Annotated in this window: 13 protein-coding genes; 6 read left to right on the top strand and 7 right to left on the bottom strand. The window is 43.3% G+C overall.

The window, feature by feature from the left end:
• Nucleotides 1-12: 12 nt before the first annotated feature.
• The 7 genes from R8269_RS08630 to R8269_RS08600 all read right to left on the bottom strand — a co-directional run bounded on the left by R8269_RS08630 (nucleotide 13) and on the right by R8269_RS08600 (nucleotide 10,107).
• Entirely contained in the window at nucleotides 13-1,947 is a 1,935-nt protein-coding gene (locus R8269_RS08630) for a PrkA family serine protein kinase (RefSeq protein WP_005378447.1), read from the bottom strand.
• Nucleotides 1,948-2,439: 492 nt separating this feature from the next.
• A complete protein-coding gene (locus tag R8269_RS08625) occupies nucleotides 2,440-2,940 on the bottom strand; it encodes a YfbU family protein (RefSeq protein ID WP_005378446.1) in 501 nt (166 codons plus the stop codon).
• Nucleotides 2,941-3,076: 136 nt separating this feature from the next.
• Nucleotides 3,077-3,742, bottom strand: coding sequence for an energy-coupling factor ABC transporter permease (locus R8269_RS08620; protein ID WP_005378445.1), 666 nt, complete (start codon nucleotides 3,740-3,742; stop codon nucleotides 3,077-3,079).
• 154 nt (nucleotides 3,743-3,896) lie between these two features.
• Nucleotides 3,897-4,637, bottom strand: coding sequence for a pyruvate formate lyase 1-activating protein (pflA, locus tag R8269_RS08615; protein ID WP_005378444.1), 741 nt, complete (start codon nucleotides 4,635-4,637; stop codon nucleotides 3,897-3,899).
• Between the two features lie 211 nt (nucleotides 4,638-4,848).
• Nucleotides 4,849-5,826 (bottom strand): lipid A deacylase LpxR family protein, encoded by a 978-nt coding sequence (locus R8269_RS08610; protein WP_053303245.1) that lies wholly within the window; start codon nucleotides 5,824-5,826, stop codon nucleotides 4,849-4,851.
• A gap of 153 nt (nucleotides 5,827-5,979) precedes the next feature.
• A complete protein-coding gene (pflB, locus tag R8269_RS08605) occupies nucleotides 5,980-8,256 on the bottom strand; it encodes a formate C-acetyltransferase (RefSeq protein ID WP_005378442.1) in 2,277 nt (758 codons plus the stop codon).
• Nucleotides 8,257-8,559: 303 nt separating this feature from the next.
• Nucleotides 8,560-10,107 carry a DUF3360 family protein gene (locus R8269_RS08600; RefSeq protein ID WP_005378441.1) on the bottom strand — a complete coding sequence of 516 codons (1,548 nt, stop codon included), beginning with the start codon at nucleotides 10,105-10,107 and terminating at the stop codon, nucleotides 8,560-8,562.
• 453 nt (nucleotides 10,108-10,560) lie between these two features.
• On the opposite strand from R8269_RS08600, the gene R8269_RS08595 reads away from it, so the two are divergent.
• From R8269_RS08595 to R8269_RS08570, 6 genes are all read left to right on the top strand, one after another.
• A complete protein-coding gene (locus R8269_RS08595) occupies nucleotides 10,561-12,036 on the top strand; it encodes a hypothetical protein (protein WP_017820023.1) in 1,476 nt (491 codons plus the stop codon).
• Between the two features lie 264 nt (nucleotides 12,037-12,300).
• Nucleotides 12,301-13,071, top strand: a complete 771-nt coding sequence (locus R8269_RS08590; RefSeq protein WP_203345775.1) for an ABC transporter ATP-binding protein — start codon at nucleotides 12,301-12,303, stop codon at nucleotides 13,069-13,071.
• A gap of 83 nt (nucleotides 13,072-13,154) precedes the next feature.
• Nucleotides 13,155-13,925, top strand: coding sequence for an ABC transporter substrate-binding protein (locus R8269_RS08585; RefSeq protein ID WP_005378437.1), 771 nt, complete (start codon nucleotides 13,155-13,157; stop codon nucleotides 13,923-13,925).
• An 81-nt stretch (nucleotides 13,926-14,006) separates the two neighbouring features.
• On the top strand, nucleotides 14,007-14,747 hold the full coding sequence (locus tag R8269_RS08580; protein ID WP_005378436.1) for an ABC transporter permease: 741 nt from the start codon (nucleotides 14,007-14,009) through the stop codon (nucleotides 14,745-14,747).
• Between the two features lie 3 nt (nucleotides 14,748-14,750).
• Nucleotides 14,751-15,428, top strand: coding sequence for an ABC transporter permease (locus R8269_RS08575; protein WP_005378435.1), 678 nt, complete (start codon nucleotides 14,751-14,753; stop codon nucleotides 15,426-15,428).
• A 154-nt stretch (nucleotides 15,429-15,582) separates the two neighbouring features.
• A complete protein-coding gene (locus tag R8269_RS08570; protein ID WP_318222508.1) occupies nucleotides 15,583-18,306 on the top strand; it encodes an ImpA family metalloprotease in 2,724 nt (907 codons plus the stop codon).
• Nucleotides 18,307-18,390: the final 84 nt, after the last annotated feature.

Raw genomic sequence — 18,390 nt, 5'->3', positions numbered from 1 at the left:
CTCAATACTGGGTTAGGATGACTTACGTACTCGTAGGTACCACTCAGAAAGTAGGCGAACCTGTTTCTCGGTATAGCCTTTTTCCATCATGCGAGCGACAAAGTCGTCGTGCTTCTTCTGATCTTCAGAAGAGGTTTTCGCATTAAATGAGATAACCGGAAGTAGCTCTTCGGTATTGGAGAACATTTTCTTCTCGATTACTGTGCGCAGTTTTTCGTAGCTGGTCCAAACCGGGTTTTGACCATTGTTATTCGCTTTCGCACGAAGCACAAAGTTAACGATTTCGTTTCGGAAATCTTTCGGGTTAGAAATACCAGCTGTTTTTTCGATCTTCTCTAGCTCAGCATTCAGTGAAGAGCGATCAAATAGCTGACCAGTTTCTGGATCTCGGTACTCTTGGTCTTGAATCCAGAAGTCTGCATAGGTGACATATCGGTCGAAGATGTTTTGGCCGTATTCAGAGTAAGACTCAAGATAAGCGGTCTGAATCTCTTTACCGATAAATTCAACGTATCGAGGTACTAGGTAGCCTTTCAAGAACTCGAGATATTTCTCTGCTGTTTCAGCAGGGAACTGTTCGCGCTCAACCTGTTGTTCAATCACATAGAATAGATGTACAGGGTTGGCTGCCACTTCGGTTTGGTCGAAGTTAAATACGCGTGACAAAATCTTAAAGGCAAAACGTGTTGAGAGACCGTTCATGCCTTCATCGACACCAGCATAATCACGATACTCTTGATAGCTTTTTGCCTTTGGATCCGTATCTTTCAGCGTTTCACCGTCGTATACGCGCATCTTAGAGAAGATGGACGAGTTTTCAGGCTCTTTAAGTCGAGAAAGAATACTGAATTGTGCCAGAGTCTCGAGCGTGCTTGGTGAACAAGGGGCTTGAGACAACTCACTGTTTTCAAGAAGTTTTTGGTAGATTTTGACTTCTTCTGAAACACGTAGACAGTAAGGTACTTTCACAATATAAACACGGTCCAAGAACGCTTCATTGTTCTTGTTGTTACGGAAGGTCTGCCACTCAGATTCGTTTGAGTGAGCCAGAATCATACCGTCGAATGGAATCGCAGAAAGGCCTTCTGTACCGTTGAAGTTGCCTTCTTGCGTTGCTGTTAACAGCGGGTGAAGCACTTTGATTGGTGCTTTGAACATCTCAACGAATTCCATTAAACCTTGGTTTGCTTTACACAGCGCACCGGAGTAGCTGTAAGCGTCTGGATCGTCTTGCGAATAGTGTTCAAGCTTACGAATATCGACTTTACCAACCAATGATGAGATATCTTGGTTGTTTTCATCGCCTGGTTCAGTTTTGGCAATACCGATTTGGTCAAGGATAGAAGGGCGTACTTTCACTACTTTAAATTTGGTGATATCACCACCAAACTCGTGAAGACGTTTAGCGGCCCAAGGAGACATGATCGAGCGAAGATAACGGTGCTCGATGCCATACTCTTTTTTCAAAATATCGCCATCTTCTGTGGCTTTGAATAGGCAGAATGGATGGTCATTCACTGGGCTGCGTTCGCCGTTAGCAGTAAGAACATAAATAGGCATCTGTTCCATCAGAGCCTTAAGCTTTTCTGCAAGCGAAGACTTACCGCCACCTACAGGGCCGAGTAGGTAAAGAATCTGCTTACGCTCTTCTAGGCCTTGCGCCGCATGTTTTAGGTAAGACACAATTTGTTCTATGGCATCTTCCATGCCATAAAAGTCTTTAAAGGTTTCATAACGAGAGATAACACGATTCGAGAAGATTCGGCTTAGTCTCGGATCTTTTGCCGTATCGATTATCTCTGGTTCACCAATCGCCATCAGTAGGCGTTCTGCTGCATTAGCATAAGCGCTTTTGTCATCTTTACACAGGGCTAAAAACTCCTGTAACGACATCTCTTCATCTTTTGCAGCTTCATATCTTGATTGATAGTGGTCGAAAATACTCATGTCGCTTTCCCCTTTAATAGTCAGTCTACCGACGAACGTTGATTCAGGCTTTCCACCAACAGTTATGCTCGTTGTTGTTTGAATATACGTCCTGTTATCACATTTGGTTCGTACAGAATGTAAGATTGGCGACACCAAAGACTTTGCTTTATGGACGGTTTTTTCGTTACAACGGTGAGCGGTGGATATGAATTTTTCAATCACAGCCTTTCTCTACTTAAGCCTAGTCGGGGATTTGCAATTTTGCTTAACAATTATGAATTTATTGTAAAAGTGACATTTGAATCACTCTTTTATTAAGGACGAATTTATGTCGTGAATAGGTGCAATAGAAATCAAATATTTGGCAAAGACAGAAGAGTCTCAGTGATTCGTTGTTCTACATTGAGCAAGGTAAGTGAAAGAGGTAGGAAGAGAGCAAAGTCTTAGATAAGTTTGTGACAGGGTAAATAACAAGGAGAGCGGGCGCTCTCCTCATCTTAGACGACCATTTTATGCGCTGAAGATTTGCGCTAGTTCGTTTTCACATAAATGATACTGACGAGGGCAGTTACGCCAAGTTTGCAGCATACGGCGGTATTTATCTAGCATCGGCATTTGGCTGTTAAAGTGATGATCTGCCTTGTCAAACTGAGGGTACAAACCTTCAGAATCGATGAGAAAACGTACGTAATGTACTTGTTGCGCTTCTGAAGCGATATCAAATCCCAAGAACTTCAAGCGGCGCTGATCTACGTTGCTGCGGTCTTCATCGTCTAGCATGTTGTAAGATTCTTGCATCGCATGATACATCTCCATAACGTCGATGATCTCACGACATTCTGCTTCTGAGAGGCAGCCGAAATCTTTGTTCAACTCTCGCATTTGTAGTTCATAACCACGTTCAACGATCGTTTGTAAGCGTTTGTATTTGGCCGCATTACTTGGATCAAGTTGAGACATAAGGTTGTATTGGTTTGATAGAATCAAACGTTGAGCGTTTGACATTTCCATGGTGACCTCACTAGATATCTAATACATTTTTAATGTGCTTAGGTTAACGCTTAAGACATGAGTGAAACATGATCTCAACACATATTTAATACTAAAAAATGGCAAGAACTGTCACTTTTGACCAGTTTGAAAACACTTATTTATGGTAATGATTGTATATGTAGTCTCGGTCTGAAAATACTCTCAGCCACTCTGGCTTGAATACGGTTAAAACCGCCAGTGCCATACCATTTAATAGACCTTCTGGAAAGGCGAGCAACGGCACAAAAACAAAGTAGTTATGTTGAATGGTTTCCCAATCGTAGTGACCAACTGATAGGTGATAAAAAGAGTTAATGATGAGGTGCAGACTTCCTGTTATCGCGCCATTGAAAAATCCAGCAACGAAGATGAAAACAAAAATGTTTCGTGGCAAGTAGTGGTAACTCAGAAGAAACACTAAGTAACTAATGAAAATCGGAATTAGGGCAGATAGAACTAACGACGTGGGTAAGAGTAGCAAGGACACATCATGTAGTAGGTGGTTGACCAGCATTGCAGGGATACTGAGTAGAAATGCCATACGCCAACCATACATCATCGTCAGCGTTGTTAGTGCAAGAAAATGAATCTGTAATCCTTCTTTTACACCTGCTTGAGCTGTCCATAAAATACTGAAAAAGAAGAGCGTTGCAAAAACGAGGTGCTGAAATCCTTTCTCTTTTTCCAGTTTGGGCCAAACGACTTTTTTCCAATCTGGTAGGCAGTAGACTACTACTATCCAAATTGAGACAACAAGAGAGCCTAAGTTAAACAAATCCATGTTACTTCCTTCCTATGCGAACATGACGCAATCATTTCTATCGTTCTTTTTCTACCTAAATGACCGCAGAGAAACTCACTGATAAGGCTTAGATATAATCAAAAAAATACCAGCAATAAGCTGGTATTTTAAAGAGGTTAGTCTTGCGGTTCACTTAGTATTTTACGTTATCGTTGTATTGAGCAAGAATGGATTGAATTTCATCCATGGTTTCTTTCGGTGGCGGGTTTACGCCTTCGAGTGGGTATTCTAAGCCTAACGCTTCCCACTTATGAGCCCCTAATTTGTGGTAAGGAAGTAACTCGACCTTTTCGATGTTATCCATGTCTTTAATAAATTCACCAAGCATGTGTGCTGCTTCTGGGTCATCTGTGTAACCAGGCACGACGACATAGCGAATCCATGTTTTCTTTCCGATTTTTTGTAAGTAACGAGCAAAGTCCAATGTGCGTCGGTTGGATACACCGATGAGATCTTGGTGCACTTCGTCTTTCATGTGTTTGATGTCAAGCATGACTAAGTCTGTTGCATCCAGTACTTCATCGATAACATCAGTGTGCTTACGAACATAACCGTTAGTATCTAGACATGTATGAATGCCTTCGGCTTTAGCAGCGCGGAAAAAATCACGTACGAATTCCGGTTGAAGCATCGCTTCGCCGCCAGAACAAGTAACGCCACCACCTGATGCATTCATGAAGTGGCGGTAACTTTTCGCTTCGGAAATGATTTCTTCAACCGTGACTTCTTTGCCATCATGCGTGTCCCAAGTATCGCGGTTATGGCAATACTTACAGCGCATTAAACAACCTTGCAAGAAGACGATAAATCGAATACCAGGTCCGTCTACGGTACCACATGACTCAAATGAGTGAATACGACCAGCTGTTGACATCTTTTGCTCTCATTACTAGTAAATTCTAGCTGTTATTTTATTACAAAAAGCAGGGTTAAAACAGCTTTGTCGGTACTAAAGGCAAGGTTATTTGAAGAAAGAAAATAGATGGAGCCAATCTACATAAACGCTTGAACACGAGGTGGTTAATACCTACCCCGAGAACTTGCCGTGTATCTAGATTGACTTCGATGCTGGGATAATCCAGTTTTTAGAAAAAGGCGAACACGGAGAACGAGCCTGTCCCATAAACATCGGTTTGGGCTTCTTCATAATCCGGTGTTTTAATTGTAAAGGTGATGCTTGCACCGTAATTTTGGTTGTACCAAGATACCCCCGCGACGGCACTTGCTTGCCAATTTTGCAGTGTGACGTCGTATGGCGCTGACGGTTCAGGAATGCCAGGACGATCTCCTTCGATAGTCATGTCATTAAAGCGGTAACGACCTTCAAACCCGGTGAACAAGAACCAACTCGACGTATTCTGAGCGATCATACTTGCTGAAAAAGGGCTTTCGACACTGATATTGGCGGCTCCGATGCTATTCGCTAGGTTTGTACCCCAACGAAACATGACGCCTTGAGAGACATCACTACGGAAGTTACCCGCATTGATGTCGTTAATGTTGGTGATCTCCCATTGTGTTTTTTGTTCTTCGCTGCGCATCAATTTGTTAAATACGCGGTAACCAAGGCTGAACGCAACTTTATCTTCAATCTGGTAATCCCAACCTTGAGGGTCCGTCGATCCTGTTATGCCGTGAACGATTTCTTGCGCCTTTTCTGATAGCGAACTTTCACCCGTAGCTCCTATGGTGAAATTGTACCGTACAGCTTTGTCACTCGTTAGGGAAAGGTAGTTGATTTCGGTGTGTAGGTAACCGGCATATGGGCGATCATTGATTAGTGGATAATCGGCTTCAATGTCGCTTGGAGTCCACATTTTGTGGCCAAGAACCAACTCTATTTTATCGATATTGGCGTGCTCTGAGTTAGCTAGACTCAGCCATTTCCATTGGCTTTCTTGTATCAGTTGGTCTGTCGCGTACGAAAGGAATACACCATTCGTATAGTCTTGATCGACGCCAAAAATACCATCGTTGTCGATGGTAAAAGAAACCGTAGACTTAGTGGATGCTATTGCAACTGGAGAAAGAAGGGTAAGAATAATTAATTTACTAAATCTCATAGACTTTATTTGCTAACTTTTTTCGCATCATACGTAAGAATGCGGGCAAAAGTCTTTCGCGATATCACAACTTTCATTCAAGAAATAAAAAAAGGCTGATGCTACTTAGCATCAGCCTTTGTTGTATTACTAGAACGTTATTTCGCTATAGTCTTATAGAGACTCAGTGAATGTACGTGCGATTACGTCAGCTTGTTGCTCTGCAGTTAGAGAGTTGAAGCGAACAGCGTAACCAGATACACGGATTGTTAGCTGAGGGTATTTCTCTGGGTGCTTAACTGCGTCTTCTAGAGTTTCACGGTTAAGAACGTTCACGTTTAGGTGTTGGCCACCTTCGATACCCGCTTCGTGGTGGAAGTAACCATCCATCAGACCAGCAAGGTTAGCGCGTTGTGAACCCTCATCTTTACCTAGTGCGTTAGGTACGATAGAGAATGTGTAAGAGATACCATCTTGTGCGTCAGCAAACGGCAGTTTAGCAACTGAAGTTAGTGATGCTACAGCACCTTTCTCGTCACGACCGTGCATTGGGTTTGCACCTGGAGCAAATGGAGCACCAGCACGACGACCGTCAGGCGTGTTACCAGTTTTCTTACCGTAAACCACGTTTGAAGTGATAGTAAGAATTGACTGAGTAGGGATTGCATCACGGTAAGTCTTAAGCTTACGGATTTTGCCCATAAATACAGAAACAAGTTCACATGCAATGTCATCAACGCGTGGGTCGTTGTTACCGAATTTAGGGTAATCGCCTTCGATTTCGAAGTCGATTGCTAGACCGTCTTCGTCACGAATTGGCTTAACTTTTGCGTATTTAATTGCAGATAGTGAGTCAGCTGCAACAGATAGACCAGCAATACCACAAGCCATAGTACGCTTAACGTCACGGTCGTGTAGAGCCATTAGCGCCGCTTCGTAGCTGTACTTATCGTGCATGAAGTGGATAGCGTTTAGTGCAGTCACATATTGTTTCGCTAGCCAATCCATGAAGTGGTCCATTTTCTCCCACAGTTCATCGTAGTTAAGAACATCGCCTTCGATCTTAGGCATTTGCGGGCCAACTTGGATTTTTAGCTTCTCATCCACACCACCGTTGATGGTGTAAAGCATTGTTTTCGCAAGGTTCGCACGAGCACCGAAGAACTGCATTTGCTTACCAACAACCATTGGAGATACACAACATGCGATCGCGTAGTCGTCAGAGTTCATGTCTGGACGCATTAGGTCGTCATTTTCGTACTGAATAGAAGAAGTATCGATAGATACTTTCGCACAGAACTTCTTGAAGCCTTCAGGTAGTTGCTCAGACCAAAGAACAGTGATGTTTGGCTCTGGAGAAGGACCCATAGTGTATAGTGAGTTTAGGAAACGGAAGTTTGTACGAGTAACTAGCGTACGACCGTCAAGACCCATACCACCCATAGACTCAGTTGCCCAGATAGGGTCGCCAGAGAATAGATCATCGTACTCAGGAGTACGTAGGAAACGAACCATACGTAGTTTCATTACGAAGTGGTCGATCATTTCCTGAGCTTGTTCTTCAGTTAGCTTACCAGCCGCGATATCACGTTCGATGAAGATGTCTAGGAACGTAGAAGTACGACCTAGAGACATAGCCGCACCGTTTTGAGATTTAACAGCAGCTAGGTAACCGAAGTAAGTCCACTGAATAGCTTCTTGCGCAGTTTCAGCAGGACGAGAAATATCACAACCGTATTTTGCAGCCATTTCTTTGATTTGACCTAGAGCACGGTGTTGCTCTGCGATCTCTTCACGAAGCTGCATTGTCATTTGTAGGTCTTCGCCGTTCTCAAAACGCTCTTGTAGAGAAGAGAACTGCGCGAATTTATCCTTCATTAGGAAGTCAATACCGTATAGAGCAACACGACGGTAGTCACCGATGATACGACCACGACCGTATGCATCTGGAAGACCAGTCAGTACGCCAGATTTACGACACGCCATGATTTGAGGAGTGTAGATATCGAAAACGCCTTGGTTGTGAGTTTTACGGTATTCTGTGTAGATTTTTTTAACTTGTGGGTCTAGCTCGCGGTCGTAGGCTTTGCATGAACCTTCAACCATGCGGATACCACCGTTAGGGATGATCGCACGTTTTAGAGGAGCGTCAGTTTGAAGACCTACGATAGTTTCTAGGTCTTTTTCGATGTAGCCTGCATCGTGAGCAGTGATGGTAGAGATAACTGAAGTATCAAAATCAACAGGAGCGTGAGTCGCGTTCTCTTGTTTGATGCCTTCCATTACCTTAGCCCAAAGCTTGTTAGTCGCTTCAGTACCTTCAGAAACTAGGAAAGATTCGTCGCCTTCGTACGGAGTGTAGTTCTTCTGAATGAAATCACGAACGTTTACTTCGTTTTGCCAGTCGCCTGCAGCAAAACCTTCCCAAGCTTTAGCAAATTGCTCTGCCATGACATACCTACCTTTTTAGTAGAAAAAAATACGTACTGCTTCGCCGTTGAGCCAGCTATCCCCAGATAAAAGAGGGGAACAGTACACTCTTATGAATAACAATATTTATAGTCTTAAATTTACGTATTCGATTTACAAAACTATAAATATTGTCACTAGTTTTAACGTTTCTCTTTTTAAGCAACAGTTAGAGGTTAAACTAAAATTTTTTTGCAAACCTTAAACTAAATCAATAAATCCTCAAAAATCTCGATAAAAATGGGGTAGCGACGAGCGCTACCCACAAATTTCTGGACTGCTAGCTTATAGCCAAGCTTGGATGCCATACTGGCCTTCAAGCATACCAACTGCAAGCATAGCAACTAAACAGATAACAAGTACGCTTACTGGGATCACAATCTTGTCTACAAATGATAGGCGAGACGCGCGCTCTTTATCTCCAATTAAACCGTTGTTATCTAAAAGCATAGTTAGTGCCCAAGCTAGAACTGGATTAACAACGGCAGAACCAAAGATACAAATGCCTGCTGCTTGTGAGTCTTTCGAGTCCTTCACCATCTGCATGCCAGCTTCAAGCAGTGGTAGAGATACACCAACGAGAAGAGCAACGCGCATAACTGGAGGCCATACTGCAACGTCCATAGGAAAACCAAGGATTGCAACAATAATACATAGAGAGCCTAGTAAGATGGCGCCAGCAGGAATAGGGCGTTTCGCGATTGCAGCAGGGATCATGTAAGTCCCCCAAGATGATGTGATGTTACCACCACCCACTGCAGTACCGACCATTTGGCGAACGGAACACATTGTCATTGTGTCATCAACGTCCATCAGCACTTTCTCACTCTTACGTGGGTAGTTCATCTCTTGGAAGATACGGTGACCCAAGAAGTCAGGTGACCACATTGCTACCGCAAGAATGGCGAATGGTAGTGAAGCGATGAAGTGTTCCATATTAGGAAGACCAAGCATCCAACCTTCTTCTGTTGAACCCCACCAGTAGATTGGATTTAGGTTTGGAAGGCCTGTCTCGGTTACGAATTTAATATCGAAGCCTGCGCCAAGAGCAAGTGCGATTGCAAGCCCAGTGAAGGCACAAACAGGGATCGCTAGCCAGCGTTTGTTCACTTTAGCAAGGAACGCGTATAAGCCAATGGTAACCGCAAGAACAATTAGACCGATGTAACCCATGCTACCAGCGGCAACCGTATCGGATTGCAAACCAACAGCCCAAGCTTGAATAGAGTTAATTTGGCTCATGGTTCCGGTTAAACCTAGGAAAATAAGAAGGCCACCAGCCGTACCTTCAGAGGTGAGGTTAACCAGTTTTGACCCACCTTTTAAGAGGCTCAAAATCAAACCAAACACACCAATGAGAATTGCTAATGCAAGAGGATGAGCACCAGCAAGAGCGATGGTACCAATAAGAGGGATCATTGGGCCGTGGTTGCCTGCTAGGTTGGCTTTAGGGTTAATAAAACCAGAGGCAAGTACACAGAAAAGAAGTGCAGGGATGAGCATTTCTACACGCGCAACTTCGATAGCAAAGTCCTTGCCTAAGTTTACGTGGTCCCATGCTGCAGTAAGACCTTCAGCCCAAGACATCATTACCGCAGAGTACATTGCGATAATACCGATAGTACCAGCAAGCGCTGGAACAAGGTCTTCAAGCTCAAAGCGGAAGTCACGACCTGGCAAGTTCAAGCCAAAACGACGTGGCTTCATAATTTGTAGTTCGTGGTCTAGGTAGTCTGAACGGCTTGCGAACTCAGATGCTGGACGATGAAGCTCACGGTAGCTCTTGGTCTCGATATCTGAATCAGAGTGCGTTTTGTTAACTGCGTCTGACATAGATTCCTCATATATTTAAAAGTTATGAATTCTTCATTCAATTGTGTTAATCCGCATCCTGCGGCACGCTTATGCTAGCTATTGTTAGATTTGTTACACGTCGACACTGTGCCTAAGCATAGCTAATAACTTATTGTGTTGAGGCACAAAAAAAGCCTCATCTTTTGGCAGGAGTCTAGCAAGATAGCCATTTAGGGTGATTGATTTAGATCACTTTAAGAATGGTTGTGAAATAAAACTACAGAAAGTTTCTGGCATGCGAATGAGATGCGGAGATCTTGTGTAATTTCATTACACAAGTTGCATAAAATTAGAACTTTTTGTCCTTTTTCACGAGATGCAGATTAAATGTCAATATTCACGGTGATTATATAAAGCTGGCTTTATTCTTGCTTTGGACAGAGCAAAGACAATTTTTTGGCTAATCATTGCCGCTCAGTTTAGGAAAAAGACATGAAACAGCTTAAAGTACTGCCACTAGTGGCAATCATCTCAGGGTTAATGGTCGGTTGCGGCGGCGGTGGCGGCGGTGGCGGTGGTGCAGCGCCGAAAACTGCGTTTACTTTTGATTTTGCTATACCAGCAACAATGACTGAAAGTGAAGCAACTACGAAAGGTTGTACTGTATATGACCACAAAACTGAGCTGAACGGCGATAAAACGGTTTTAACCTACAGTGCAGCGTCAAAAGAGCAAGTGACCAACTATGTTATCGGTTACTACTCTGATGCCGATGGCAAAAGATCCGGAGACATTATCAAACCTACCACTGATAACTTTAAGTTTTATCTTGAAGATATCCCTGACGGCGGCTTTGTAACGTTTCAAGCAATAGAATTTAACGGCAAAGAAGCTCGCGTAAACACGTTTTCAAAAGAGTTCTTGCAAGATAAGAAACTACGTAATGCTACTTTTGCACTAAACCGAGACTCTTTGAACAAATGCTTTACTGGCGGTAACTTAGCAAGCAATAAGTTTACTAACTTAGATTACCGAAACGCTGAATCAGGTGGCGGAGATTACAACTTTGTCTCGCAAACCGATATTTTCACGTCTCCGAACCCTGATATGTTGCCTACTGATGAACTGATGGGGCTTAAAGGTGAACCAACGGCATTGTTTCAGTATGAATCAGGTTCAAGCGACAAAGCGCTTTACCAGTATGGTATTGGTTCGTGGGGAACTGGTGAGATAGCCTTAGTTAGAGCGGATAATACGTCAAACATTTATTCGTCTTCTGACTATACTTACGACTCGCTCAACATTGGCTTTGTTACTAACGGCTTTGCATATGACGCGTTGAAGCTGGATAAAACGGCCGTTGAATATAATCGCCCTAGTGCAACGAATAAAGAAACTTGGGTATACATGGCGTTCTCAGAGAATCAAGTTAATGGTTGGGAGTCTCTACTTAACGAAACGATCTCTGACGGATGGGATATTGACGTTGATCCGAGTGCTTACTTAAATATTGATAACCTGCCGAACACAAAACCAAGTGTATCAACGCAAGGAAGTGCAGAGTCCGTGATTGATCTGGACATGGGCTTAACATCGTCTACTGAAGGCTTTACTCGTGTCGCTTACTTTGCAACTTCAGGCGACTACAGGGTCACACATCGCATTTTCACAACAAGTGATAGTGATTCTGTTGTTGTTCCAGAATTGCATTACTACAACTTCCCAACATCGGCCGTTAACGGTTTGAAAGTTTCAGCTTCGGACGATTTTAATCGCACTGCTTTGGTAGTGAATGAAGATAGTAATATTGATTCTAAAGTTTTCATGAGCTTCTTCTCCAATGGTGAAGCGTCAGAGCCTGAACTAGATGAAGACCTAGATGGCATCATTACTTCTGAAAAAGAAGGCTTAGAAAATGAGGTGACATTACGTACTTCAAACTCGTTGGTAGTCAGTCGTTTTAATTAATTCATTGCGACCTCGAATAGGTTTCAATTAACACTTTTGTAAATTTATTAAGCCCCTTTGAAAGGGGCTTTTTTATATTTAATATTCAACTTTTGAAGAATATGTTGCTATATATTGCATATTAATTTGTCTATCGTATCTTTCTATTCGAATTATTTAGGTTAATAATTTGTTGCAAGTTTCAAAGGGCGGTGCTAATTTGTTCCGAATTAGAGAGGGCGGAGTCCCTTAATTGCAGTGACAAAAACACAGGGAGTAGGGCGCATGAATGATGTACCAGCGCTAGATATAAAAGACCTGCACAAAACATTTGGACAAAATGAAGTTTTAAAAGGCATTTCACTTGCCGCGCACAAAGGAGATGTTATCTCCATCATTGGCTCTTCCGGCTCAGGTAAGAGTACCTTTCTCAGATGTATCAACTTGCTAGAAACGCCTACCGCGGGCGAAATTTGGGTAAATGGTGAATTAATCCAAATGAAAAACAACAGAGCAGATGAATCTGTTCCTGCTAATGAAAAGCAAGTCCAACGTATTCGTTCACGCCTGGCAATGGTTTTCCAAGGTTTCAACCTCTGGTCTCACCTAACCGTACTAGAAAACGTGATTGAGGCGCCTGTTCATGTCTTAGGCGTGCCAAAAGCTCAAGCGATTGAAAATGCAGAAGTCTTGCTTAAGAAAGTAGGCTTGTATGAGCGTAAAGATTATTACCCTGGGCACTTATCTGGTGGCCAGCAGCAACGTGCAGCTATTGCCCGTGCGCTAGCAGTTGACCCAGAGGTGATGTTGTTTGACGAGCCAACTTCTGCGCTTGACCCAGAACTTGTAGGAGAAGTTCTGGGGGTAATGAGAGATTTGGCAGATGAAGGGCGAACTATGCTGGTGGTCACGCACGAAATGGCGTTTGCGCGTGACGTATCAAACCATGTGATGTTTTTACATCAAGGCTTAGTGGAAGAACAGGGAAATCCAGCTAAGCTATTTACAAACCCGGATTCAGAACGATTACAGCAGTTTATCTCATCCATTTACTAATATTTGTTAGGCGGCAGACTATTGCCTCCTAAGCCAACACAACAAACAAAACGAAATAAAATAGCAATCACAGGAGTATGGAAATGAAAAAGTGGTTATTAGCAGCAACGATTGCTGCAACGGCAGTATCAGGTGTTGCCCAAGCGAAAGAATGGAAAACAGTTCGCTTTGGTATCGAAGGTGCTTACCCTCCGTTTAGCTGGACAGAAACTGATGGCTCAATAAAAGGCTTTGACGTAGATATGGCAAATGCACTCTGTGAAGAGATGCAAGTGAAGTGCAAAATCGTCGCTCAAGATTGGGATGGTATTATCCCTTCTCTTCTTGCACGTAAGTACGATGCCATCATCGCAGCAATGTCTATCACTGAAGAGCGCAAGAAAAAAGTCGATTTCACTGGCAAGTACGCACAAATCCCAAATAAATTTATCGCTAAGAAAGGTGCTGGTCTAGATTTTGATAATCTTAAAGATGTCAAAATTGGCGTGCAACGTGCGACGACACATGACAAGTACTTAACTGACAACTACGGCGATGATGTTGAAATTGTGCGTTATGGCTCTTTTGATGAAGCGTATCTTGATCTAGAAAATGGTCGAATTGCTGCCGTTTTAGGTGATGCGTCTGCTCTAGAAGAGGGTGTGATCAACAAAGCAGGTGGCGAAGCTTATGAGTTTGTTGGACCATCGTTAACCGATCCAAAATGGTTTGGCGAAGGTATGGGTATCGCTGTTCGTAAACAAGACAAAGATCTGACGAAGAAACTCGACGCAGCAATTATTTCACTACGTGAGAAAGGTGTTTACCAAGAAATTGCTGGTAAATACTTTAACTACGATGTGTACGGTGAATAAACCGTAATTAAGCGACCGTTGGCTTGTTCCTAGAAGTAGTCAACGGTCGATTTTTTGAGTTTAGGGATTAGGAACTCACCTATGCTAGATTTACAAGGATACGAAGCTTCGATTTTGAAGGGAGCTTTAGTAACAATAGAAGTTGCAGTGCTTTCACTCATTCTCGCCATGGTCTTAGGCATGCTTGGCGCATTAGCTAAGTTAGCACCTTACAAATGGGCAAGGGCGATTGCCACTCTTTACACCACCGTTATTCGCGGCATTCCAGATTTGGTTCTGATGATGCTAATTTTCTTTGGTGGACAAATACTTTTAAATAACAGCCTTTACTCCATCAACGAAACGCTCAACGAGTGGTTTGCCTCGAGTGATCCAAACCATGAATGGACGTCTTACTTACCTGATTATATTGATGTCAGCCCATTTATAGCTGGTGTACTCACGATTGGTTTTATCTTTGGCGCCTACATGGCGGAGACTTTTCGTGGAGCGATCATGGCGGTGGACAAGGGTGAATTAGAAGCGGCGAAAGCTTATGGGATGAGTTCTGCTTTATCGTTTAGAAGAATCTTACTTCCTCAGATGATTCGTCATGCATTACCTGGATTTGGTAATAACTGGTTAGTGTTACTTAAGACCACAGCGTTAGTTTCCATTATTGGTCTGGATGACATGGTGAGAATGAGCTCATTGGCAGCAGGTACAACGAAAATGCCGTTCACCTTTTACATGGCTGTCGCGCTCATCTTTCTATTTTTTACCAGCGTTTCGACCGGGCTACTCAAGCTTGTTGAGCGTAAGTTCAGTATTCATGCGAGGTAAGTTATGGACTTTTCTTTGATTATTGAAAGCTTTCCAACTTATCTTCAGGGACTTTGGACAACAGTTTGGTTAGTGGGATTAGCGTTGGTTATTGGCTTGTGTGTCTCTATCCCATTAGCCGTGGCACGCAATAGTACCAATTACGCTCTAAGCTTACCTTCTTGGGGATTCATTTACTTTTTCCGTGGAACGCCGCTATTGGTTCAGCTGTATTTGATTTACTACGGCATGGATCAGTTTTTCCCTGTGAAAGATACCTTGTGGGAGAACGCTTGGTTCTGTGCTTTGGTCGCTTTTATTCTGAATACATCGGCTTACACCGCAGAAATTATTCGTGGTGCGATTAATGGTTTGCCGAAAGGTGAGGTGGAAGCTGCGAAAGCCTATGGCATGAGTAAGTTTATGACATACAGACGTATTATCTTGCCGAGTGCATTGCGTCGAGCATTACCAGCTTATTCCAACGAGGTCATATTTATGCTGCACGGAAGTGCAGTCGCGGGCATCGTTACCATCATGGATTTAACTGGTGCTGCGCGTCTAGTTAACTCGCGCTACTATGCACCATTTGAGTCTTTCCTGACGGCGGGGCTGTTCTACATGGCACTGACGTTTATGATTTTGTGGTGTTTCAAAGTGGCAGAGAAGCGTTTCTTAGCTTATCTACGTCCTTTAAGCTAATTATCAATAGAGGCAATAGCACCGGAGTGGGTGCTATTGCTTTTGATAATTTTGTTATCTTCATTCCTATTTTTCCAGCCGATGTAAAAGACTCTTTCTTATTATTCATTAACTTACATTAACATTCGATAAACTCATTGTTTAGTAAGTAAAAATGAAAAAAACAATTCTATCGTTGGGCATTGCCGCCTTAGCCACAGGATGTGGTGGGGGAGAGGGAGAATCACAACCTAATGCTCAAGTAAAACCAACGCCAGCTCCAGTTCAACAAGCTCTTGAAACTGGTAATGCACTGCTCGTTTCTGACCCGAGCGATTTCATTCGAGAAAGTCGTCAGGTTGTAGAAGACCACAAGATGCAGTCGAATACGATCAAATCTGCAATTGCGAAAAACCTTTCAGGTCTTTATTGGGATCCAACCCATGATGCCGCGATCTTGGCACCTCAGTATGGCTTCAACGACACCATCTTGATGACCAATAAGGCCATGGCAAGCGGTTACAAAGATCAAGCGCTGTCAATTGGCGTTGCCGGGGAAAAGTCTAATGGTCAACGTTACGCACTATTAGGTAGTAACCCATTTAGAACGGCACAACGTTTTCCCGACTCTTCCAACGCGGCGATGACGCAATGGTTAAGTAACCTGGTCACTTGGTTGTCGGGCGGAGTTACTTCAAACGTCGTCATCGCGCAAATGGATCAGTCTTATTACTTTCCGGATGAGCAAGCGACTCGGAATTGGCTGAAAGACAATGTTTCACAAGAGCTGGCGTTTAACGAGGCCAACCTATGCGATGGTTCGAAGCTACTTAGCTGCTTGCAAACCAATACTCCAAACTTATTGATCTTGTCACAGCATCTGCAATCTGGAGATACCAACAAACCAGTACTCGAAGCTTTGGAATACGCTGAGCAAGCCCAAATTCCTGTTCTATACCTGCATTGGGATGGAGGACTAACTGATCTTGGCCAAGACATTTTGGAAAAATTCCATGTTGATTATGTGGGAGATAACTATTGGCGTAAGTTAGGCTTGGTCGACTGGGAACCTTCATCGTTGATGAACGTTGTGCCGGATTCTGTTACTACACAACAAGCGTTGTTGTCTCGTTTTGAATCTCAAAATTTCAACGTTGACTTGTCAAAGTGTGATGACAAATCCTGCCCTGACACTGCGAATATGGACAGTCAATTTTATGCAGGGGCAAACAGCATTCGCCATTGGTTGCAAAAGCTTGATGAACAAAAAGTAGATTTGTTTAATCAAAACGGCTACCAATACGAAAAACTCATGGTATTGCTGGCTGATCATTATCGTCAAACGGTTGTCTTCCCGATGGACAAACAATCAACCCAAATGACCGAATTCCTAAAGTCGTACTTTGCCGATTACGTGCAATACAACAGCCGAAGCGTAAACCCAAAACAACCAAATATGGGGAACTTCAGCCGTAGTGAGTTTAGCCCTGACATAAAGAGAATCAGTGCAACGATTAATATGGAATCAAAGCGTAACTTCCGTTCGGCTGGTGTGTATGCACTTCCTGGGGAAACCTTTACGGTTAAACGTAATGACAGCAATGATGTGGCGACTAAGATTGTCATCAACACTTTAAGAAGTGGTGCAACTCATGAGTTCAGCAAAGATGGATACACGCGACCAAAACTGCTGACTTCATTCGGCTATGAAGTGAAGCCGGGTGAAACCATCACGCTGACTTCTCCTTATGGTGGTCCAGTACAGGTTCACTTTGACAAAAATGATGTTCCGGTTGAACTGAAATTTAATCATGTGGCACAGCATCCAGTTTGGAGAAGTGAGAAGGACAACGACGCTTTTATTCAACAGTTAGAAGCCAATTTATTCGATTGGGCTGAGCTGATCACTCCTGGGTTTGAAGTACACTCAAAGCGCGACAAAATGTTGGAGTCGGTCAACGATGAAATGTGGTCTACCCCTTCGGAAATGGCGCTTGCAACAGAAGAATATGTTCACAACTACCCGCATGTGCTGGCAGGTTTCCAAGGGCCGGGCATAGATGAAGTGCCTGAAATTATTCAATACGCCCAAAACCAAGGTTGGGAAATCGCCAATATTGATATAGTGAAGCACATGAACGCTGACCAAGCGACGTGTGGTTATGGTTGTTCGGGTAACCCTTACGATGCTTACTGGTCATTCAGCCCACTCGGTCACGGTGATTTACATGAGCTTGGTCATGGTTTAGAAAAAGGTCGATTCCGATTTTCAGGCTGGGAAGGGCATTCAACGACCAATTACTACTCGTATTACAGTAAGTCTCGTTTCTTCCAGAATACGGGAAAAGTTTCAACTTGCCAAAGCTTGGATTTCAAAGGCCAGTTTGAATTATTGCAAGCTAGCCGAACTCAAGCGGATCCAAACGCATACATGGCTGCGCAAAATCAAACCAGTTGGAGTTGGGGCGCTCGTGTTTACATTCAAATGATGATGGCGGCGCAGCATGAAGGTGTGCTTAAAAATGGTTGGCATTTATTGGCGCGCTTGCACCTGATTGAACGTGAGTTTAACCGCTTAAAATCGGACGATGCGCTTTGGGATGAGAGACGATTGAGTATTGGTTTCGCCAACTACTCTCGGGAAGAAGCAAATAGCATCTCGAACAACGACTGGTTGCTTATTGCTCTGAGCTACATCTCTCAGCGAGATATGACTAACTATCTCGATATGTGGGGGTTCTCGCTCACAGAAAAAGCGAAACAGCAGGTTGTGGCGCTGAATCTACCGCCGATGCCGCTCACTTACTTTGCAAGTAGTAATACAGGCTACTGTCTGAACGAATTTGCACAAACACCGATAACTGTTGATGGTCAAACGGTTTGGCCGCTGAATCAGTGATTAAATGGTAATTTGTATGAAAAAGGGAGACTGAGTCTCCCTTTTTATTGGATTAAGCTTAGCGTTGAGTCTCGCTTATAGCTT

The sequence above is a fragment of the Vibrio sp. Vb0667 genome, from assembly GCF_033391095.1.
Note: the sequence above shows the minus strand (reverse complement) of the source record. Positions and strands in the feature narration are given on the sequence as shown.